This window comes from Winogradskyella sp. (assembly GCF_045105575.1).
Lineage (GTDB): Bacteria > Bacteroidota > Bacteroidia > Flavobacteriales > Flavobacteriaceae > Winogradskyella.
On record NZ_JBGCDQ010000022.1, the window covers coordinates 32,283 to 52,543 of the forward strand.

A 20,261-nucleotide genomic window follows, 5' to 3' on the forward strand; every position below is an offset into this window, starting at 1 on the left:
TGACACAAAATTAATGAATTAGTCACTACACTTAAGACTTCTTTCCAATGATATGTAATTCAGCAAAATTCTTATCTACTACGATCGACGTAACTCCATTTACGGTTAAACTTTTTAGCGTTATGGGTTCATTATCTATTTGTATTTCTACAATATCAAACGGTAAGCCATGAAATCGAACATTAAACGTATCGTAAGTAGTCGTATATTTTCCTTCCTTATATTGATTAATTATCAGTTCGTTACTTTTTCCATTTAATGAAAAGTTTCTTAAACTATATCTCCCTTTTGTATAATCAAAACCATCATTGGCATCACTATAAAGTTCACTTTCTTCTTTACCTTTTTTATAATAGACATCTAAAGTAATTTCAGTGATTTCCTTCTCACCAACGTATTGTTGAATAGGATACTTAGGTATAATTGCGCCTTCTTTCACAAAGATTGGCATACTATCAATATCAGCATCTACCCACATTTCTTTGCTACCTTTGATGACTTCATCTGTCCAGAAATTATACCAATTTCCCCTAGGAATATACATTCTGCGACCTTTTGCGTTTGGTTCTAACACAGGACACGCTAAGATTTGTTCACCAAAAATAAATTCGTCCGTTCTATAATGAGTTTGCACATCTTCTTGATCGTATAATACTAAAGATTTTAGCAAAGGAGTTCCATGATCTACATAATTCCAAAACGCCGTGTAGAGGTATGGTAAAATTTGATATCGGATTTCAATAAATTTCTTTACAATTTCAGTGACATCTTCATCAAAAGCCCAAGGTTCTTGGTCTCCATGATCTCCCGAAGAATGTACTCTAAAAAATGGATGAAATATGCCTAATTGAATCCAACGTGTAAATAATTCTCCCTGAGGTTGTTCAGCAAATCCACCAATATCACTCCCAGCAAAAGAAAAACCAGACATCGCCATACGTTGTGCTTGTATGTTGGCAATCCATAAGTGTTCCCATGTGGCTACATTATCTCCTGTCCAAGTGGATGTATAACGTTGCGTACCTGAATAAGCTGCTCTGGTAATTACAAACGGACGTTTTGGATAAGAATATTTCTTTAAACCTTGGTACGTGGCTCTAGCCATCTGCATACCGTAAACATTATGCGCTTTTCTATGGCTACATGGATTACCATCGTAATCGTGGCGCACATCATCTGGGAATGTTTTATTTGGCACTTCCATAACAGCAGGCTCATTCATATCGTTCCAAACGCCTTTAATTCCGATGTCTTCAATCAATTCTTGAAACAATCCAGACCACCAATCTCTGACTTCAGGATTTGTAAAATCAGGAAAATAACATTCTCCTGGCCAAACTTTGCCTTTCATATAATCACCATCTGCGCGTTTACAGAAGTAATCGTTTTCTAAACCTTCTTTAAAAACGGAATAGTCTTTATCTATTTTAATACCTGGATCAATAATAGCAACGGTTTTAAAACCATCGTCCATTAATTCTTTAACCATACGTTTTGGATCTGGAAAATACTCCTTGTTCCAAGTAAAACAACGGAAGCCCTCCATATAATCAATATCTAAATAAATAGCATCGCATGGAATTTGAAGCCTTCTAAAGGTTGATGTAATTTCTTTAACCTTACTTTCTGGATAATAACTCCACTTACACTGATGAAACCCTAAAGCCCAAAGTGGTGGTAAATGATGTGGTTTGCCTGTTAAATCCGTGTAACTTTCTACAACATCATTCATTTTAGGACCGTAGAAAAAGTAATAATTCATTTCACCTCCTTGCGCCCAAAAGCTGGTTACATTTCTGCGTTCATGTGCAAAATCGAAAGACGATTTAAATGTGTTATCAAAGAAAATACCGTAGGCTTTACCGTGATGTAAACCTGTGTAAAACGGAATGGTTTTATAAATAGGATCTGTATCTTTTCCGTAGGCATAAGAATCTGTAACCCAATTGTTATAACGTTTACCTTTAAGGTTAAGATGATTTGGTTTGTCTCCTAGACCGTAATAACTTTCGCCATCGTTAGAGACTTTACTCATTTTTACAATATTTCCGCCAAACTCATAGCTCTCTTCCCAATGAAATCCTCCTTCATCTTGATTAATCAGCGTTCCATCTTTTGCATCATAGATTGAAATTCTCATGTATTCTTTAGAAATTTCACATCGCAATTTAGAGGTTGTAATTTCGTAATAGTCCTTTTGCTCTTCTATTTCAAGTTTGTTATAACCAATGCTCGCATATTTGGTTATCGCATAAGAAAAATCATTATCAAAATTACCAACAGTAGTATATCTAAAACGGAATAAACTATCTCTAACAACGGTTAACTGAAGAATAACATCATTGTCTGCGGTAAAATAAAGCTTATCAACATCCTTTTTAAAATCTATTATTTTTGAAGGAAATAAATTCCCTTTATTTTCTAGTTCTGTATTTACAATCATAGGTTAATTTATTGGCAAAATTATCAACAAAAAAACGGAAAAATTAGAACATCTGAAAGGGTTTACACGAGTATTTAGACCAATTACCAACTCTAACGTTTTCGGGCTGTGATTTTATAGATAAGTAAACTTTTCGCTGATTTTTTTGATAAACTCATAATTGTAAAATGAGACTGTCGTCTTATAGTCGTCATTTCAAATATTAAAGCAACACCTGAGGCAGAATTATGGATACCCAATTTTAGTCACCATTAAAGTAATGCAACCCATAACAATTAGGACATACACCAATTTTAGCTTCTGATTATCACATAACAAAAGTCCACAAATGGCTAATAATGTCATAAAACCCATCTCTAGTCTCGTACATATGATGCCGACAATCATGGTTATAAAAAGAAGGTGTGTCCACGTGCTTCTCGGTTTTAAAAGTAATGCCAGTGCTACAATAAATTCTACAATAACCGTGATCCATACATAAATAAGAGTGATGCCTTCTAAATTAGGGATAACATCCTCTATAACAATTTGCTGTCTAAGATTTGGATCTGTATTTTGTAATTCTAAAATACGTTTCGAATTATCCTTTGCAATCTCTAAAACGTCAGGAAATAAAGGGTGAAACAAATCGAAAGCAAAACCTCTATTTAATAAATAATAATAGAACTCACCACTCATAAACTGACTAGAGCACAACTTCTGAAAAGCAGAGGCAACGACCACTATAAACAAAAGCATCTGAATATTTTTGAGAAGAATAGAAACACGCTGATGATAGTAGTAAAGCACTATCGAAAGCACCACAAACGTTAATAAAAAATGATGGTTAGCCACCCTAAAATAAAAGAAACAGAGATCAAAAATGAGAAGTAAAGCCAGAATAATCCAAATAAGCGGATGCTTGGTTTTTTGACGAAAAAAGAACCAACTCAATAAACCGATAAAAATAATGGGTGTTTTTAGAATGCTGTGTTTTTCTGCCATAAAAAAAACATAAATACCGAGAAATACAAGCAGCAATTTTAAAGCAAGCGCCATGTGGTCATTCAATTTATCTTTTATGGATAGCCAATACCTCACAAGTCTGAAGTTTTTAAGTGAATTTCTTCAATTAAAGTTCTGGAATATACTTTGTATTTTGAATCTGCTATTGGTTTCCAGATTTGAATATGTATGCTATCCTTTTGCGTTGATTTTAAGATGAGTTCCGCAGTTTTTCTAAGTTGCGTTTGGTTGGGCATTAATTTCAATTCTCGAAAAGCCTCTTTTATCTGGGTATTATGCTCTGCTAAAGAATCTACAGATAATGTTGGAATGTATATCTGGTGATAATGAAAATGAATACCTGTGTACATGCCATAACCTCCTCCTTTCCATTTGGTTAAATTTTGAGTATTCACGAAAAACAGATGTACAATAATAACCACTATCGCCAAAATGGGCACTCCGTATTTTAATAAAAAAGTGTGGGTTGTTTTGGGCATTAGCTTCAAGTTAAACTTAAGACAATTTTGTTTTTAGTTTTTTCTAAAAAAAACCAAAAGGATTTGAAAACCTTTGAGGTTTATAAGATTACTAAACCACTATTTTTTAGTCTTCGCTTTTACTTTTTTAGTGGTTTTAGTTTTTGTTGGTGCTTTTACTTTAGGTGTTTTTACAACTTTCATTTTTGCCTTAGGCACAATCACTTTTTCATACCTAAAAGCCACCATTCCTAAAGGAGGAATAGCAATATCAACAGACTGATCTCTAAAATGCCAAGCTTCATCTTTAGTTGTTTTTACTTTATTTTGATACTGACCGCTTCCAAAGTATTTCTTTAAATCACTATTAAAAACTTCTTTCAGTTTCCCTTTTCTCGGCACACCTAATTTGTAATTTTCTTTAGGAATTGGCGTCATATTACACGCTACAATAAGATCATCTTTTTCATTGTTTCCTTTTCTAATATATGTGAAAACCGAATTCTTGGCATCACCATAGTCAATCCATTCAAAACCTTCTGCTGAAAATTGCTTTTCGTGCAAAGCAGGCTGTGTTTTATAAAGTGTGTTTAAATCTTTAATTAGCTCTTGCGCACCTTTATGCGGATCGTACTGCAATAAATGCCAATCTAAACTGGTTTCAAAATTCCATTCGCTACTTTGCCCAAATTCAGAACCTTGAAATAGTAGGTTGGTTCCAGGATGTGTAAACATGTAACTGTACAACAATCTTAAATTCGCAAAGCGTTGCCATTCATCACCTGGCATTTTTCCTAAGATCGATTTTTTACCGTAAACGACTTCATCATGACTTAAAGGCAACATAAAGTTTTCAGTAAACGCATAAGTCATTGAGAAGGTTAAATCATTTTGGTGAAATTGTCTATAGACAGGTTCTTTCGCAAAATACTCTAAGGTATCATGCATCCAACCCATCATCCATTTCATACCAAATCCTAAACCTCCCATAAACGTAGGCTTTGAAACCATAGGAAATGCTGTAGATTCCTCAGCGATAGTTTGTACATCTGGAAAAGACGCATACACCGCCTCATTCATTTCTCTTAAAAATGACATGGCTTCTAAATTTTCATTACCACCATACATATTTGGTTCCCATTCACCATCTTCTCTACTGTAATCTAAAAATAACATGGAAGCGACGGCATCTACTCGTAAACCATCTGCATGGTATTGATCCATCCAAAAAATAGCATTACTAATAAGAAATGATTTCACTTCATTACGTCCATAATTGAAAATTAAACTCTTCCAATCGTTATGATACCCTTTTTTAGGATCTGGATGTTCGTACAATGCTGTACCATCAAAGAAACCAAGTCCATGTGCATCTTCTGGGAAATGAGATGGTACCCAATCGAGAAGTACACCAATATCGTTTTGATGAAATTTATCAACTAGCAATTTAAATTCCTCAGGATAACCAAATCGCGATGTTGGTGCAAAATATCCTGTCACCTGATAACCCCAAGACGGATCGTAAGGAAACTCCATCACTGGCATTAATTCTACGTGCGTAAAATTCATGTCCTTTACATACGCCACTAATTCATCTGCCATCTCTACATAAGACATAAATCGGCCTTCATCTACTTTCTTTTTCCAAGAGCCCAAATGCACTTCGTAAACAGAATATGGTGCGTCTAAAGCATTGTGCTTTTTACGTTTTTTCATCCATTTGCTATCCTTCCAAGTGTAAGGCTCGTCCCAAACAATCGAAGCTGTTTTAGGATTATGCTCTGATCGCCTAGCATAAGGATCTGCTTTTTCCGTTTTAATATCGTTGTTATTACTCTGTATTTTATACTTGTATTTGCTGCCTTTACCTGCTCCAGGAATAAAACCCTCCCAAATTCCGCTAGAATCCCAGCGTACATTTAACTGGTGCTCACCTTCTACCCAAAAATTAAAATCACCAATTACAGACACATGCTTAGCACTTGGTGCCCAAACAGCAAAATAAACACCTTCTACACCATCTACTGTAGTGATGTGCGATCCAAATTTTTCATATAGACGATAGTGTTTTCCTGACTTAAACAAATTGATATCAAAATCGGTAAAACGACTGTGCACTATTACTTCTGCCATAAATTAATTATTAATGATATTTGAAATTCCTTTTAATGGAATAACTGCCCATCGTGGACGTGAATTTAGTTCGTAACCCAACTCATAAACCGCTTTTTCGAGCATGGCATATTTAAGTAAAAAGATACGCTCTTGGTTGTAACCAATATTGAGATTTGCTTCTTGTACTTTAGCGACATAAGTCTCTAAAAAGACCGATTTTAAATATTGATACAAAATTTCTCCTGCTTCAAACAAATGCTCTTGATCTTGTTTATAAGATTCTGAATGATTAAAAATAGTAGCATAAATGGCGTAATGAAACGACCGAAACAAACCAGCAATATCTTTTAAAGGTGGTTGTTTTACTTTACGATCTCGAATAGTACTTTCTGGTTCGCCTTCAAAATCGAGAATATAAAAATCATCATCTTTTACTAAGACTTGACCTAAATGGTAATCGCCATGAACCCTAATGCGTTCGCCTTTTAATTTGGTCCAATCAAAATCAACAAAGCGTTTACGAATCAGGTTCTTTTTTTCTAGGAATTCATTTGCCAATTCTAGCGCTAATCCGTCAAGTTTATGAAGACTGTTTTCAATGGTATTTAATCGGTTTTGAAATTGATATAATAATCTGTTTTTTAACCAAACTTCATAATCGCCATTAAAGTGCGAAGGTGTAAAGGCTGTATCTTCAAACTCACTGCCTAAAGCGATATGCATTTCTGCGGTTCGTTTTGCTAGTGTTTGAATTTTAGTAAACACATTCAATCCAACCCAATCAATGATTTGAGCAGGAACATCTCTAATTTGCAAACGTCCAAAATCTTCTGTTTTTGGTAATTTTGAAATGTCTATTCTCTTGTATTCTAAATTTGAAAATACTTTGTGGAATTCAGTCAGCATATACTCCCATGCATCACCTTGGTTTTCGACCATTTCTTGCATTAAACCAATAGTAACATTAAGACCATCTGCATCTTTAATTTGAACACTTCCTAAATACGCTGGTGTATTTTTGAAATCTTTTTTATCCGAAAGAAAACGACTCATTTCGTAATCTGGATTGCGATCTGAATAGATACGTCGGAAGAATTTCAACACATACTTTTCATTATAAACAATAGATGTATTGCTTTGTTCCAAGCCCATGTAACGGGACGATTCGTATTGGCAATCTTTAAATATTGAACTTTTATGATAACGTACACGTGTTTTGTCTTTAGGAACTGCGGTTAAAATACGTTCGAAAACGACACGTCTAAAGGCTTCCAAATTAATGGCATCAATAATAAATCCTTCTTGATTTTGAATGCTTATGGGTAAAATACGATCGTCTTGTGCGAAAGTTTCGTCTGACACAAATGCAATCGGTAAAAAATAATGTTGGTAAAAAGATTCTTCAAAATTAACTTCTAAAATAAGGCCATAATAGACCTCATCATTTTGTTGAATACGAAACGACTCAGCAAGTTCAATGTATTTTAATTTACTTGCTTTTCCGCCATACCAGCGTTGTTTGATAATGTAATCCTCAAGTACATCAGACAAAAACACTTTGATGAACTCTTTATTTTCTAAAAGTTCTTCCCATTTATTATTAAAATTATAGGGTGGTTGTAAAGCCGTTGTTTTTGCCACTTTTTTTGCCATGTTTATTTATTGATTTTAAAGATGTGAAATGGCAATGCTGGGTGTAATTCTACATAATTCCATTCGTTATGCCAGTTATAGCTACTTGCCGTAACTAAATCTTGAACCTGAACACGATGACCTGCTTTAATTCCTAAATCTGCCAATGGTAATTGTACGTTGCCTTGTTGTGCGTAATATTGATCTAAACTAATAATGATTAATAATTCGTTGGTTTTAGCATCATTCCATTTGTAAAACGCAATCAAATTATCATTCTGAATATTTAAGAATTTAATATTATTGGTTTGTTGCAAAGCTTCATTTTCATGACGAATGGCATTTATTTTTGAAATCAATAAAGTTAACTTACTGACTTTAAACCAATCGTAGTGTTTTACTTGAAACTTTTCAGACATGTAATACTCCTCTTTACCAGGAATAGCATCATCAATCATTTGCTCAAACACAGGACCATAAATTCCAATGCTCGAACTCATTGTTGCCGCTAAAGCATAACGTTGTAAATATTTAGCTTCGCTGGCACCTTGAAGATGGTACGGATTAATATCTGGTGTATTTGGCCAAAAATTAGGTTGCATGTATTCGCGCTGATCCGTTTGCGTTAGTTCTGTGAGGTATTCTATAAACTCTTGTTTGGTATTACGCCATGTAAAATAGGTGTACGATTGTGTGTAACCTTGTTTTGCCAATTGCTGCATTACTTTAGGTCTGGTAAACGCTTCTGCTAAAAACAACACATCTGGATGTTTTTGCTTCACTTCTGCAATGAGCCAATTCCAAAAATAATAAGGTTTGGTGTGTGGATTGTCTACTCTAAAAACGTTGACTCCACAATCTATCCAATAGAGCATGGTGTCTAAACACTCTTTCCAAAGGTTTTTGTAATCTTTACTTTCCCAATAAATAGGCAAAATATCTTGATATTTTTTTGGCGGGTTTTCAGCATATTGAACGGTTCCGTCTGGTCGCCATTTAAACCAATCTGGATGCGACTCTACCCAAGGATGGTCTGGTGCAGCCTGTAAGGCATAATCCATAGCGATTTCAATATGATGCTTTTTCGCTGCTGCAATTAAAGCCTTAAAATCTTTTACAGAACCTAATTGTGGATGTAAATCTTTATGTCCGCCAGCTTTAGAGCCAATTCCCCAAGCCGAACCTACATCGCCTTCTTTGGCTTCGGTTGTATTGTTTTTTCCTTTTCTATTGACTTCTCCAATTGGATGAATTGGTGGAAAATATAAGGTATCAAAACCCATTTGTGCAACTCTTGGTAATAAGCGTTCGCAATCTTTAAATGTACCGTGTTGTCCCTCAACTTCTGAGGCTGACCTTGGAAAAAATTCATACCACGTACTAAATCTCGCCTTTTTACGATCGACGTAAGCTTGCAGTTCTTTAGATGCGTTTGCTAAATATTTTTCAGGATATTTTGTGAAAATGCTATGAATCTTTTGACTCATGGCTTCTTTTATCGCTTCGTTATATTTTTCGTCATCTTTAAAGCAAGCGATACAATATTTTAGATAGTCTTTTTCATCTTTTGTTGCCTTTTTCAACAATGATTCTAAATAGATTACACCTTCTAACAACTCTGATTTTACATGTTGGCTATCATCTATTTTGCGCTGAATGCCATGTTGCCAATTAAGTGCATAATCTACCCAACCTTGTACTTTATAAGTGTAAAAGCCTTGTTTTTCGACTGAAAATGAGGCTTTCCATTCGTCGTTTCCGATTTCGTACATTCTGACTTCGTTCCATTTTTTAGCTTTTTCGTGCTTAAATAAAACGGATGCTGCAATAACATCGTGTCCATCAACTAGGACATGCGCATCTACATTTACAATTTCGTTTACAATACGTTTTATAAAAAATTCACCGTTATTAATTTGTGGTGTCACGGCATCTATGACAACTCGACTTTGGTTTTGCATGTGTGTTGGTTATATTGAATACTCTATAAACAAAGCTACTAAAATTAGCTTCATTTTGATTTGATAAATTTAGATTTTGAAATCGATTATTGAATGATAGTTCCTGAAGGAATATGTGCATCTTTCTTCACAACCACAATACCGTCTTTTACAAGATAACTATCTGTTTCTAAATTTTTTAACTTTTTTCCACCATTGATTCTTACGTCGTCTCCTATTCTACAATTTTTATCGAGAATAGCGTTTTTAATAAAACAGCGTTCGCCAATACCCATAAACGTACTCACTTTATGCTGTTGCACATCTTCTAAAGATTCGTATTGATCGTTACCCATCATGTAACAATTTATAACGGTAGATTCTGCTCCGATTCGCGATCGAATTCCAATCACCGAACGTTCTATCTTAGCAGCATGTATAATACAACCATCTGCAATAACCGTTTTATCAAGTAACGTTCCAGAAATTTTAGAGGTTGGTAAAACTCTTGCGTTTGTATAGACGCGCTGATCATTATCATATAAATTAAACTGAGGAATGTCATCGGTTAAGCCCAAATTTGCCTCAAAGAACGAATCTATGTTTCCGATATCTGTCCAATACCCTTCGTATTGATAACTTAAGGTTTTATGTTTTTCTATGGCTCCAGGAATAATTTCTTTACCAAAATCTACAGTGCCTTCTACTGCCATAAGTTTTACTAACAACTCTTTATTGAAGATGTAAATACCCATTGATGCCAAGTAATGTCTGCCATTACTTTTCATGTCATCACTGACATTGGATGTCCAATCTGGTAATAATGACGCATCTGGTTTTTCTACAAAAGAGGTTATGATATTGTCATCATTCGTCTTTAAAATTCCAAAAGACGTTGCATCTTTTGCATTAACAGGATAGGTTGCAATTGAAATTTCAGCACCACTTTTTTCATGTGCTTCAATCATTTCATTAAAATCCATTTGATATAACTGATCACCAGATAGGATTAAAGCATATTCAAAATCGTGAGCCAAAAAATGATGCATACTCTGACGAACAGCATCAGCAGTTCCTTGAAACCATTCGCCACTGTGAATCGTTTGCTCTGCTGCTAAAACATCTACAAAAGCTGAGCTAAAAAAACTAAAGTGATACGTGTTTTTTATATGCTTATTAAGTGAAGCCGAGTTGAATTGCGTCAACACAAACATGCGCTTAATATCTGAATTGATACAATTTGAAATCGGAATATCTACCAATCGATATTTCCCTGCAATTGGTACGGCTGGCTTAGATCTATTTTCTGTTAAAGGATATAATCTAGAACCTTGACCACCTCCTAAAATTATGCTTAACACTTTATCGTTTATCATGTCTTATCAATTATAAATTTATATATGTCTTGTGTTTGTTTTGCTATAGCTGTCCAATCGAAGAATTCTTCAACGCGTGCACGACCGTTTTTTGCCATTTTATGTTGTAATGCTTTATCATTAATCACTTTATTAACACCTTCGGCTAAATCGCGAGAAAACTGATCTGGATTTACAGGCTCAAAAGGTGCTGATTTTTGTTGTTCGAGTTGAATTAGCAATCCTGTTTCACCTTCAACCACCACTTCTTTTATGCCACCAACGGCACTTGCTACAACTGCTGTTTCGCATGCCATGGCTTCAATATTTATAATTCCGAAAGGTTCATATATAGAAGGACAACAAAATACATCGGCATGAGAATAGAGCTGAATCACATCTTTTTTCGGCAACATTTGGTCTATCCAAATGATATTATCTCTCGTTTTTGACGCTTCCTTTACGGCAGCTTCCATTTCTTTACCGATTTCTGGTGTGTCTGGTGCACCTGCACAAAGTATAATCTGAGTGTCTTCGTCTATGTATTTAATGGCATTAACTAAATGAATAATCCCTTTTTGGCGTGTAATTCTTCCAACAAACAACACGTAAGGTTTGTTTTTATCAATACCATGCGCCTCTAAAACCGAGGTTTCATCAACAACAACATATTCTTTTAGATCGATACCATTGTAAACGACTTCAATTTTGCTTTCATCAACATCAAAATGCTTTAACACATCTTCTTTGGTTTCTTCTGACACAGCTATTAAACAATCTGCCATTTCAATCGCTGTTTTTTCAATCCAAGAGGACGCATCGTAACCTCTTCCTAATTGTTCACGTTTCCAAGGTCGTAACGGTTCTAGTGAATGTGTGGTCACCACCAATGGCACTCCGTAGCATAGTTTTGCCATAATGCCAGCAAAATGCGAATACCATGTGTGGCAATGTACAATGTCTGCGTCGATAACATCTGAGTTCATCAACAAGCCAGTGCTCAAAGTTTTAAAAACTGATTTTAATTTATTGTCAGCAGTATCAAAATCTGGATTATCAAATGGAAAGCCTTTCACGCTTAAATTTTCTGATGCAACATTCTGATCTCCAAATGCGCGCACTTCTACTTCCATTAATTTAGCCAGTTCAGCTGCCAAATATTCTACATGTACTCCTGCACCTCCATAAACGTATGGCGGAAATTCTCGGGTAAAAAAAAGTGCTTTCATTGCGGTTGGTCTGTAAGGTTTTGGTTTAGTTAACGACGAATAAGGCGTATTACTAATCTGATAATTTAGACTTTCAATTTACGATTTTAATTAAAGATTTTAATTAAAAAGTAATTAAATTTTTATGACAAAAGCAATTATTCTGATTCGTAATTTTTTAATGCCGTTTTATAATGAAGCGTTAAAATAATTTGAAGCAAACATCTAATCCTTAACTTTACAAAAAAAGAAATCATGAAAAACACCATTCTTGTTATTGCACTTGCCTTTGTTTTTAGTTGCAATTCTAATGCACAGAAAAAAGCGGACACTAAAAAAGAAACATTTCCTGTTACAAAAACTGAAGCAGAATGGAAAGCACAACTTACCGAAAAACAATATTATGTGCTTCGAGAGGCAGGAACTGAACGACCACACACAAGCCCTCTAAATAAGAATTACAAAAAAGGAGTTTATCATTGTGCCGCTTGCGATACTCCACTTTTTAAAAGCGAACATAAATTTGATTCTGGTACTGGCTGGCCAAGTTTTGATCGCGAAATTGAAGGTAATGTTGCCTATGGTACTGACACCAAAATTGGTTATACCAGAGACGAAGAACATTGCGCTACTTGTGGTGGACACTTAGGACATGTCTTTAACGATGGCCCTAGAGAAACTACCGGAAAACGTCATTGTATTAATGGTGTGGCTTTAAAATTTGTGCCTGCTAAAGAATAAAATTGCAACTAGCAATAACTAAATTCCAAAGCGTTGCTAAAAGTTTGTTTCTTATATAACACGACTAAAAAAATCGTGGAAATTAAAACTTAAAGACGTTAAATGACAGTGATATTTATGATTAAATAATCATTTTATATGCAATAATCCATGCGATTCGTTTCTTCAGCGTTCTAAATACTCGTGACTCAATGAACACCTATCTTTCCAGCTCAATTAAACAATTTGAATACTACAAATCGTTGGGTGATAAAACCATATCGCTATTAACGATTGAAGAGTTAAAGAAAACATTTAATGATGATTCTAATTCCATTGCTATTATTGTAAAACATCTTGCAGGAAATATGCTAAGTCGTTGGACGAATTTTTTATCTGAAGATGGTGAAAAAGCATGGCGAAAACGTGATGACGAATTTACTGATGATTTCTACTCTAAAGCTGATGTATTAAACTCTTGGAATAAGGGGTGGACTTGTTTGTTTGAAGCCATTCAGCCGTTAGCTCAAAATGACTTAGAACAAATTATCTATATTAGAAATCAAGGTCATACCGTAACCGAAGCCATCAACCGACAGATGATGCATTATGCTTATCATGTTGGTCAAATCGTGTTTCTAGGAAAGCTAATAAAAGGAAATGATTGGCAGTCGTTATCCATATCAAAAGGACAGTCAAAAACATACAATAAACATAAATTTGAACAAGATAAAAGCCGGAAACATTTTACGGATGATCTTTAGTTAACATTCCAAATCATAAATGCCGACTTCGATTTATTTAATTTCAAATTTAAAATGCTCGATTTCAGCAGTTTTTGTTTAAAAATTCTGAAATGATTTAAACGTTTTGGATTTTGGTCCCGATAGTTATCGGGATTCTTTTTGGAATTTGTTACTTTTGTAACTTCAAAAAATCAAACAAAATACTAACCCATGAGTAAATACGATATTATAGTATTAGGTAGTGGTCCTGGAGGCTACGTTACTGCAATTAGAGCTTCGCAATTAGGACTTAAAACAGCAGTTATAGAAAAGGAAAGTCTTGGTGGTGTGTGCTTAAATTGGGGCTGTATTCCAACAAAAGCACTTTTAAAATCCGCACAAGTTTTTGAATATCTGAAACATGCCGAAGATTACGGTTTAAAAGTTGAAAATGCTGAGCACGATTTTGATGCCGTTGTAAAACGTAGTCGTGGTGTTGCTGATGGTATGAGTAATGGTGTAAAATTTTTAATGAAAAAGAACAAAATCGACGTGATTGAAGGTTTTGGAAAACTAAAAACTGGTAAAAAAGTAGATGTCGATGGTACTGAATATTCTGCAGACCATATTATTATTGCTACTGGTGCACGTTCTCGCGAATTACCAAGTTTACCACAAGATGGTGAAAAAGTGATTGGTTACAGAAAAGCCATGACTTTAGAAAAGCAACCAAAGAAAATGATCGTTGTAGGTTCTGGAGCTATTGGTGTTGAATTTGCGTATTTCTACAATTCTATGGGAACGGACGTCACTATAGTTGAATATTTAGACAAAATTGTGCCTGTTGAAGATGATGATGTTTCGAAGCAATTAGAACGTAGCTTTAAAAAATCTGGCATAAAAATTATGACCTCTGCTGAAGTAACTTCTGTTGATACATCAGGAGCTGGCGTAAAAGCAACTGTAAAAACCAAGAAAGGAGAAGAAGTTCTTGAAGCTGATATCGTTTTATCTGCTGTAGGTATTAAATCGAATATAGAAAACATCGGATTAGAAGATGTTGGTATTGCTGTAGATCGTGATAAAATTTTAGTCAACGATTTCTACCAAACTAACATTCCTGGTTATTATGCTATTGGTGATGTAACGCCAGGACAAGCATTAGCACACGTTGCATCTGCCGAAGGGATTCTTTGTGTGGAAAAAATTGCAGGTCAGCATGTGGAAGCTTTAGACTATGGAAATATTCCAGGTTGTACGTATTGTTCTCCAGAAATTGCATCTGTTGGTTTAACCGAAAAACAAGCCAAAGATCAAGGTTTAGATGTAAAGATTGGTAAATTCCCGTTTTCTGCATCTGGAAAAGCAAGTGCTAGTGGCGCAAAAGATGGTTTTGTAAAAGTGATCTTCGATGCTAAATATGGCGAATGGTTAGGTTGCCACATGATTGGTGCAGGTGTTACGGATATGATTGCTGAAGCCGTTTTAGGTAGAAAGTTAGAAACCACAGGACACGAAGTTTTAAAAGCAGTACATCCGCACCCAACTATGAGTGAAGCGGTAATGGAAGCTGTGGCTGATGCTTATGATGAAGTGATACATCTTTAGACGTTAGAAGTTAGAAGCTAGAAGAAAATTTATAAAAAATGCGATTCACTATTGAATCGCATTTTGTTTTTTGATGGTGTTGGATTAAGAATCAATAGGTTGTTTCTAAAATTTATAACCTAGACCTAAAAACAAACCATTAGGTGATATTTCTTCAAAACCGATGGTATATTTCATATGCACATCTATGGCAGGAATAATATCGTAAGCCAAACTTAAATCGGCACGAATCTTTATTTTAGCATTAAAAAAATCAGGAAAATAGTTAATACTAGGTCCTACAAGAATGTGCAAATTATAGTCAACGTCGTATTTTAAATATAACGGAGCGTTTATAAATCGAAAATCATTTAAACCGATATAGAGTAATTCTGGTTGAAAGTGAAATCCTTTATCTATTTTAAAATCGACAAAAATACCTCCATAGTAACCTATTTCAGTTTCAGGATTTGCACCAAAATCATTTTCTACCACTTTAAAAAAAGTAAAATTCATACCTCCTTTAACACCAAATTCCGTTTGAGCCGAGAGTTGAAATAACCCTAACGACACAACTAATAGTAATAATGCAAATTTATTTTTCATAGTTATTCGTTTTGGTTTCTAAAGCTCTCTATTGCTAAATCATAGCTTTGAAGTCCAAAACCTAAAATAACCCCTTCAGAATTCGGAGATATATAAGATTGATGTCTAAACTCTTCCCTTGAAAAGGTATTGGAAATATGCACTTCTATAACTGGTGTTTCAATAGCCTTCACAGCATCACCAATTCCAATAGAGGTATGCGTATAAGCCGCTGCATTAAGAATAATACCATCAAAAGAAAATCCTACCTCTTGAATTTTATTAATAAGCTCCCCTTCTATGTTAGATTGATAATAAGATAGCGTCACATCTGGAAATTTCGCGGTCAACTTTTCTAAATAATCTTCAAACGTTTGGTCACCATAAATCTCTGGTTCGCGTTTACCTAATAAATTAAGGTTTGGGCCGTTAATGATGATAAGTTGCTTCATGTATTCGCTATTATGGGTTTTGATATCACACACTTGTTGTAAACCGAATATGTGAGTTATTACAAAATATGATATTGGTTTTATGTTATAACGTAAAGATATTAAATTAAGTGCAAAAAAAACCGAAGCGCTTGCTTCGGTTATTCCTGTATCCTAATGTTAAATTATGATTTCATATTCGTTTCTAACGTTTCAAGATATCAATTATGGTCTTTTCACCCTTATTCAAATTGGTTAGGGTTTTTATATCATTAACATCATCCTTAAATTCTACTACTGCCGTATTTGTGCCAATTGAACCTACAGAATCAGCAATTATAGTAATAGTAGTTTTATTAGACGTTAATTCAATCTCTAAAATTTCTTTCTTTTCTGTTATTTTATGTTTCAATAAAATAATCTTTCCATCCTTTAAAACGGTTATAATATCGTTGTCTATTTTACCACCATCATAAATGATAAGGTTCACTTTATTCGATTTTGTAAAAACAGAGGTCGTTTGATTTCTTTTTAAGACATTCAAATTAATAGAGTCCATAATTTTTAAATTATTAAACTCACGTTTTATGCTATCGCTAACTTTCTTAGAATTATTTAGTTTTTTAGTCACTTTAGTCACCAACTTTTCAATACGCTCAATAGCGTTCAAAAACACCTCTCCATCTATACATTTAACACCATCACTAAATTTTCCTAAAAACTTACCTTTAAAAGATTTTGTTTTACCTAATTTAAACTTTATAGGTTCTAAATGCACAAAACAAAAGTCATTAGAAATAAAGGTCGACTTGGTGTAAACAATCCCTGTTTCATAAAACGACAATTCGTTAGATTTATCATCATAAGTACCTTTAATATTAGATTTAGTTTCATGTTCACCACCAAAATCTGTAATTGAATAACCAGAAAGCATACCATTACTTTCTTTAAATACAACTCTATATGTTATTGCTGTAGTATCATTCAATTTGAGTAAACCAGCATATTCGTTCGAGCTCTGAGAAAATGTAAAAAAAGAAGTTGCGAATAGAATACTAAAAAATAAAATTCTCATTGAAAAAAATTAAGATGAATAAAACTTATAATAATAACTTAGAGGAAGTGACTTACAAATTCAATTAACACTGTATCTGACTACATAATTTTGTCAAGAAATGCAGGAACCTTTTTATTTAATACAATAAATAACGCTCTAAGCCAGTATAAGAACAATAATGGTACCACAATGAAAGTAAGCTTATTAAAAGCCCAAGCACCAGAAAAATCGAAATGAACAAAATGCATCACACCACGTGTAAGACCACATGCATAGCATTCTATGTTTGCTAAAAATTTTGACACACAAATACTTTGTCCTGTATCAAAAAAATCTATGGGCAATAGTAAAAGAAAAAAGGGGGCAATAACAATGCCCCCATAAAATATTTTTTGTACTAAAGGATGCCTCAATTTAGAGTGTTTTTGAGTAGCTTCCATTCTTAGGCTGTAAATCGCCAGTAATAATTCGTACTAAATCGATTATTGCCCAAACACCACAACCACCTGCAGTTAATAATTGAACAATACCTTGCCATGTATACCCTAAGTAAAAACGGTGTATACCTAAGCCACCAAGAAGTGCAACTAATACAAGAGCAATAACTTGACTCTTACCACTTGCAGCATCAAACGCTAAAGAAACCACTTCTTCTTGAGTGTTTTCTACAACTTCAGTATCAGCAGCAGCTCTAGTTACAGGAAAAGATGCATAAGACATCGACAAAGATCCGATTGTAAACAAAAGGATAAAAAATAATTTAATTTTCATATTATAATGGTTTAAGTTAATATAGAAACAAAAATAGTTATTTATCTTTACGATTATAACTTTATTTGACTTTTTTTTAAACCCCAAAATGAACTGGAAAAACGCTTTAAATTCCTATAAAAATTATTTATCTATTGAGCGTGGTTTATCAAAAAATTCGATAATCAACTATGGTTATGATATAAAAAAACTGACCCTTTATTTAGAAGAAAATGAGATTAATATCTCCCCTATTTCTATAGACCATAATTGTATTAAAGAATTCATTTATGGCGTTTCAAAAGCGGTTAATCCAAGATCGCAAGCGAGATTAATTTCTGGACTTCGTAATTTTTTTGATTATCTAGTTTTTGAAAATTACAGAAGTACTAATCCTTTAGATTTAATTGAAGCACCAAGAATTGGAAGAAAACTACCAGACACTTTATCTGTTGAGGATATTGATCTGTTAATTAAAGCGATAGATCTTAATTATCAATACAATGGTATTAATCTTGGAGAACGTAATAGAGCCATCATAGAAACCCTTTATAGTTGTGGCTTGCGTGTTAGTGAACTGATAGAATTAAAAATATCTGATCTATTTTTTGAAGAAGGCTTCATTAAAGTAACTGGTAAAGGAAATAAACAACGTTTTGTGCCTATTGGACCAACAACACAAAAATTTATCAATATTTGGCAGACGATTAGAAACCACATAGACGTAAAACCAGATTCTAAAGACATCTTATTTCTAAATTATAAGGGTAGACAACTAACGCGTGCCATGATTTTTACCATTATTAAAAATCTTGTGAAGACTGCTGGAATTGATAAATCTGTCTCGCCACATACCTTTAGACATTCATTTGCAACACATTTACTAGAAAATGGCGCAGATCTTAGAGCCATACAAATGATGCTTGGACATGAAAGTATTACTACGACTGAAATTTATATGCATGTTGATCGTTCTCATTTGAGTGCTGTTTTAAACCAATTTCACCCTAGAAAATAGACGAACAGTCCAATATTTAATGTGACAAACGACTAAAACAAGTGTCTTAATACAAACTGAAAAGCCATGAAATTCTCTAAATTAATCCCAACCAGCTCTAAGTCAAAACGTTCTCAGTTGATTTCTGAAGATCAGAAATATAAAACGGCTTTAGAAATTTCTAATGTAGGAGTTTGGGATTGGAATATTTTAACGAACAAAGTGTTTTATTCTAAAGCGTCTAAGCAGATTATTGGCTATGCAGAAGATGAATTAAAAAATACACCAGAGGCATGGAATAGCAAAGTCCATACTGAAGACAAAGAATCTTATTACAGTGACTTTAAATCGCATTTAAAAGGTGAAAACGATTTTTATGAAAACTCGTATCGCATTCTATGCAAAAACGGAAACTATAAATGGATTTTGCACAAAGGAAAGGTCATAGAAAGAGATGAAAACGGCAAACCTTCTCGTATTATTGGCACACATACCGACATTACTAAATTAAAACAAAGGGAACATCAACTTAATAACAATGTGCAACTTATAACGAGTCAGAATAAAAGATTATACAGTTTTACGCACATTGTTTCTCATAATTTAAAAACACATATCGGCAACTTTAAAAATATTTTAGAATTTTATGATGAAAGTGATTCTGAAGCCGAAAAAAAAGAAATGATTGCGCATTTACAGTCTATTTCAAATTCATTAACAACTACGATTGATGATCTTGACGATATTGTCACCATAAAATCTAAAACACATACCAATCAGCTTAACGAACGTGTTAATTTATACAGTTGCAGTAATAAAGTTATAGAGAGCTTAAAGATAGAAAGTTCTAAATACGAAGTCACCATTCATAACGCATTGAGAAAAGATGAAATCTTAATGACAAACACCGCTTACCTCGAAAGTATATTTTACAATTTAATTTCTAACGGTATCAAATATTCGGATTCAAATAAAAAATCGCAAATCATTATACAATCTATTCATACTAAAGATACCGTGAAAATCTTAATTTCAGATAATGGTATTGGTATTGATTTAGATACATATGGTAAGCAGGTTTTTGAAATGTATCAAACCTTTCATGGCACAGATAGGAAAGACTCCAGAGGTATTGGGCTTTATATTGCTAAAACACAGGTTGAAGGCTTAAATGGAATCATTCAAATAGAAAGCAAATTGAACGAAGGCACTGCATTTTCAGTTACTTTAAGAAAACAAAAAGCACTCTAAAT

18 protein-coding genes are annotated in these 20,261 nt (G+C 33.9%); 5 read left to right on the forward strand and 13 right to left on the reverse strand.

Annotated features, from left to right (window positions below):
* Window positions 1-31: 31 nt before the first annotated feature.
* The 8 genes from AB8B52_RS05205 to glgA all read right to left on the reverse strand — a co-directional run bounded on the left by AB8B52_RS05205 (window position 32) and on the right by glgA (window position 12,177).
* Window positions 32-2,443 (reverse strand): glycoside hydrolase family 31 protein, encoded by a 2,412-nt coding sequence (locus AB8B52_RS05205; RefSeq protein ID WP_406025916.1) that lies wholly within the window; start codon window positions 2,441-2,443, stop codon window positions 32-34.
* A 225-nt stretch (window positions 2,444-2,668) separates the two neighbouring features.
* Window positions 2,669-3,523 carry a hypothetical protein gene (locus tag AB8B52_RS05210; protein WP_406025918.1) on the reverse strand — a complete coding sequence of 285 codons (855 nt, stop codon included), beginning with the start codon at window positions 3,521-3,523 and terminating at the stop codon, window positions 2,669-2,671.
* Window positions 3,520-3,927, reverse strand: coding sequence for a hypothetical protein (locus AB8B52_RS05215; RefSeq protein ID WP_406025920.1), 408 nt, complete (start codon window positions 3,925-3,927; stop codon window positions 3,520-3,522). The genes AB8B52_RS05210 and AB8B52_RS05215 overlap by 4 nt, the downstream gene beginning before the upstream one ends.
* Window positions 3,928-4,026: 99 nt before the next feature.
* Window positions 4,027-6,039: a 1,4-alpha-glucan branching protein GlgB gene (gene glgB / locus AB8B52_RS05220; protein WP_406025922.1), complete on the reverse strand. Its 2,013-nt coding sequence runs from the start codon at window positions 6,037-6,039 to the stop codon at window positions 4,027-4,029.
* Window positions 6,040-6,042: 3 nt separating this feature from the next.
* Entirely contained in the window at window positions 6,043-7,674 is a 1,632-nt protein-coding gene (locus AB8B52_RS05225) for a maltokinase N-terminal cap-like domain-containing protein (protein WP_406025924.1), read from the reverse strand.
* Window positions 7,675-7,676: 2 nt separating this feature from the next.
* Entirely contained in the window at window positions 7,677-9,614 is a 1,938-nt protein-coding gene (locus tag AB8B52_RS05230) for an alpha-1,4-glucan--maltose-1-phosphate maltosyltransferase (RefSeq protein WP_406025926.1), read from the reverse strand.
* 86 nt (window positions 9,615-9,700) lie between these two features.
* Window positions 9,701-10,969 (reverse strand): glucose-1-phosphate adenylyltransferase, encoded by a 1,269-nt coding sequence (locus tag AB8B52_RS05235; protein WP_406025928.1) that lies wholly within the window; start codon window positions 10,967-10,969, stop codon window positions 9,701-9,703.
* On the reverse strand, window positions 10,966-12,177 hold the full coding sequence (gene glgA / locus AB8B52_RS05240; RefSeq protein ID WP_406025930.1) for a glycogen synthase: 1,212 nt from the start codon (window positions 12,175-12,177) through the stop codon (window positions 10,966-10,968). The genes AB8B52_RS05235 and glgA overlap by 4 nt, the downstream gene beginning before the upstream one ends.
* A gap of 234 nt (window positions 12,178-12,411) precedes the next feature.
* On the opposite strand from glgA, the gene msrB reads away from it, so the two are divergent.
* From msrB to lpdA, 3 genes are all read left to right on the forward strand, one after another.
* Window positions 12,412-12,897, forward strand: a complete 486-nt coding sequence (msrB, locus tag AB8B52_RS05245) for a peptide-methionine (R)-S-oxide reductase MsrB (RefSeq protein ID WP_406025932.1) — start codon at window positions 12,412-12,414, stop codon at window positions 12,895-12,897.
* Between the two features lie 191 nt (window positions 12,898-13,088).
* The gene (locus AB8B52_RS05250; protein WP_406025934.1) at window positions 13,089-13,640 is read left to right on the forward strand and encodes a DUF1572 family protein; all 552 of its coding nucleotides are present in this window, start codon (window positions 13,089-13,091) and stop codon (window positions 13,638-13,640) included.
* Window positions 13,641-13,832: 192 nt separating this feature from the next.
* Window positions 13,833-15,209 carry a dihydrolipoyl dehydrogenase gene (gene lpdA, locus AB8B52_RS05255; RefSeq protein WP_406025936.1) on the forward strand — a complete coding sequence of 459 codons (1,377 nt, stop codon included), beginning with the start codon at window positions 13,833-13,835 and terminating at the stop codon, window positions 15,207-15,209.
* Between the two features lie 105 nt (window positions 15,210-15,314).
* Here lpdA and AB8B52_RS05260 read toward each other — a convergent pair whose 3' ends face one another.
* The 5 genes from AB8B52_RS05260 to AB8B52_RS05280 all read right to left on the reverse strand — a co-directional run bounded on the left by AB8B52_RS05260 (window position 15,315) and on the right by AB8B52_RS05280 (window position 18,032).
* Window positions 15,315-15,794 carry a hypothetical protein gene (locus AB8B52_RS05260; RefSeq protein ID WP_406025937.1) on the reverse strand — a complete coding sequence of 160 codons (480 nt, stop codon included), beginning with the start codon at window positions 15,792-15,794 and terminating at the stop codon, window positions 15,315-15,317.
* A gap of 2 nt (window positions 15,795-15,796) precedes the next feature.
* Window positions 15,797-16,225 carry a type II 3-dehydroquinate dehydratase gene (gene aroQ, locus AB8B52_RS05265; protein WP_406025939.1) on the reverse strand — a complete coding sequence of 143 codons (429 nt, stop codon included), beginning with the start codon at window positions 16,223-16,225 and terminating at the stop codon, window positions 15,797-15,799.
* A 184-nt stretch (window positions 16,226-16,409) separates the two neighbouring features.
* Window positions 16,410-17,279 (reverse strand): hypothetical protein, encoded by an 870-nt coding sequence (locus AB8B52_RS05270; protein ID WP_406025941.1) that lies wholly within the window; start codon window positions 17,277-17,279, stop codon window positions 16,410-16,412.
* Between the two features lie 80 nt (window positions 17,280-17,359).
* The gene (locus AB8B52_RS05275; protein WP_406025943.1) at window positions 17,360-17,701 is read right to left on the reverse strand and encodes a DUF2752 domain-containing protein; all 342 of its coding nucleotides are present in this window, start codon (window positions 17,699-17,701) and stop codon (window positions 17,360-17,362) included.
* Complete coding sequence (locus AB8B52_RS05280; RefSeq protein ID WP_406025945.1) at window positions 17,676-18,032, reverse strand: TM2 domain-containing protein; 357 nt, start codon at window positions 18,030-18,032, stop codon at window positions 17,676-17,678. The genes AB8B52_RS05275 and AB8B52_RS05280 overlap by 26 nt, the downstream gene beginning before the upstream one ends.
* 88 nt (window positions 18,033-18,120) lie before the next feature.
* Here AB8B52_RS05280 and xerA point away from each other — a divergent pair, with 88 nt between their 5' ends.
* Both xerA and AB8B52_RS05290 read left to right on the forward strand, forming a co-directional pair.
* Window positions 18,121-19,029, forward strand: a complete 909-nt coding sequence (gene xerA / locus AB8B52_RS05285) for a site-specific tyrosine recombinase/integron integrase (RefSeq protein WP_406025947.1) — start codon at window positions 18,121-18,123, stop codon at window positions 19,027-19,029.
* Between the two features lie 66 nt (window positions 19,030-19,095).
* Window positions 19,096-20,259 (forward strand): PAS domain-containing protein, encoded by a 1,164-nt coding sequence (locus AB8B52_RS05290; protein ID WP_406025949.1) that lies wholly within the window; start codon window positions 19,096-19,098, stop codon window positions 20,257-20,259.
* Window positions 20,260-20,261: the final 2 nt, after the last annotated feature.

What these genes read in the sequence shown, in the direction of transcription:
- AB8B52_RS05205 (WP_406025916.1), bottom strand. Translation starts at nt 2,443, where the DNA reads ATGATTGTAAATACAGAACTAGAAAATAAAGGGAATTTATTTCCTTCA.
- AB8B52_RS05215 (WP_406025920.1), bottom strand. Translation starts at nt 3,927, where the DNA reads ATGCCCAAAACAACCCACACTTTTTTATTAAAATACGGAGTGCCCATT.
- glgB (WP_406025922.1), bottom strand. Translation starts at nt 6,039, where the DNA reads ATGGCAGAAGTAATAGTGCACAGTCGTTTTACCGATTTTGATATCAAT.
- AB8B52_RS05225 (WP_406025924.1), bottom strand. Translation starts at nt 7,674, where the DNA reads ATGGCAAAAAAAGTGGCAAAAACAACGGCTTTACAACCACCCTATAAT.
- AB8B52_RS05230 (WP_406025926.1), bottom strand. Translation starts at nt 9,614, where the DNA reads ATGCAAAACCAAAGTCGAGTTGTCATAGATGCCGTGACACCACAAATT.
- AB8B52_RS05235 (WP_406025928.1), bottom strand. Translation starts at nt 10,969, where the DNA reads ATGATAAACGATAAAGTGTTAAGCATAATTTTAGGAGGTGGTCAAGGT.
- glgA (WP_406025930.1), bottom strand. Translation starts at nt 12,177, where the DNA reads ATGAAAGCACTTTTTTTTACCCGAGAATTTCCGCCATACGTTTATGGA.
- msrB (WP_406025932.1), top strand. Translation starts at nt 12,412, where the DNA reads ATGAAAAACACCATTCTTGTTATTGCACTTGCCTTTGTTTTTAGTTGC.
- AB8B52_RS05250 (WP_406025934.1), top strand. Translation starts at nt 13,089, where the DNA reads ATGAACACCTATCTTTCCAGCTCAATTAAACAATTTGAATACTACAAA.
- lpdA (WP_406025936.1), top strand. Translation starts at nt 13,833, where the DNA reads ATGAGTAAATACGATATTATAGTATTAGGTAGTGGTCCTGGAGGCTAC.
- AB8B52_RS05260 (WP_406025937.1), bottom strand. Translation starts at nt 15,794, where the DNA reads ATGAAAAATAAATTTGCATTATTACTATTAGTTGTGTCGTTAGGGTTA.
- aroQ (WP_406025939.1), bottom strand. Translation starts at nt 16,225, where the DNA reads ATGAAGCAACTTATCATCATTAACGGCCCAAACCTTAATTTATTAGGT.
- AB8B52_RS05270 (WP_406025941.1), bottom strand. Translation starts at nt 17,279, where the DNA reads ATGAGAATTTTATTTTTTAGTATTCTATTCGCAACTTCTTTTTTTACA.
- AB8B52_RS05275 (WP_406025943.1), bottom strand. Translation starts at nt 17,701, where the DNA reads ATGGAAGCTACTCAAAAACACTCTAAATTGAGGCATCCTTTAGTACAA.
- AB8B52_RS05280 (WP_406025945.1), bottom strand. Translation starts at nt 18,032, where the DNA reads ATGAAAATTAAATTATTTTTTATCCTTTTGTTTACAATCGGATCTTTG.
- xerA (WP_406025947.1), top strand. Translation starts at nt 18,121, where the DNA reads ATGAACTGGAAAAACGCTTTAAATTCCTATAAAAATTATTTATCTATT.
- AB8B52_RS05290 (WP_406025949.1), top strand. Translation starts at nt 19,096, where the DNA reads ATGAAATTCTCTAAATTAATCCCAACCAGCTCTAAGTCAAAACGTTCT.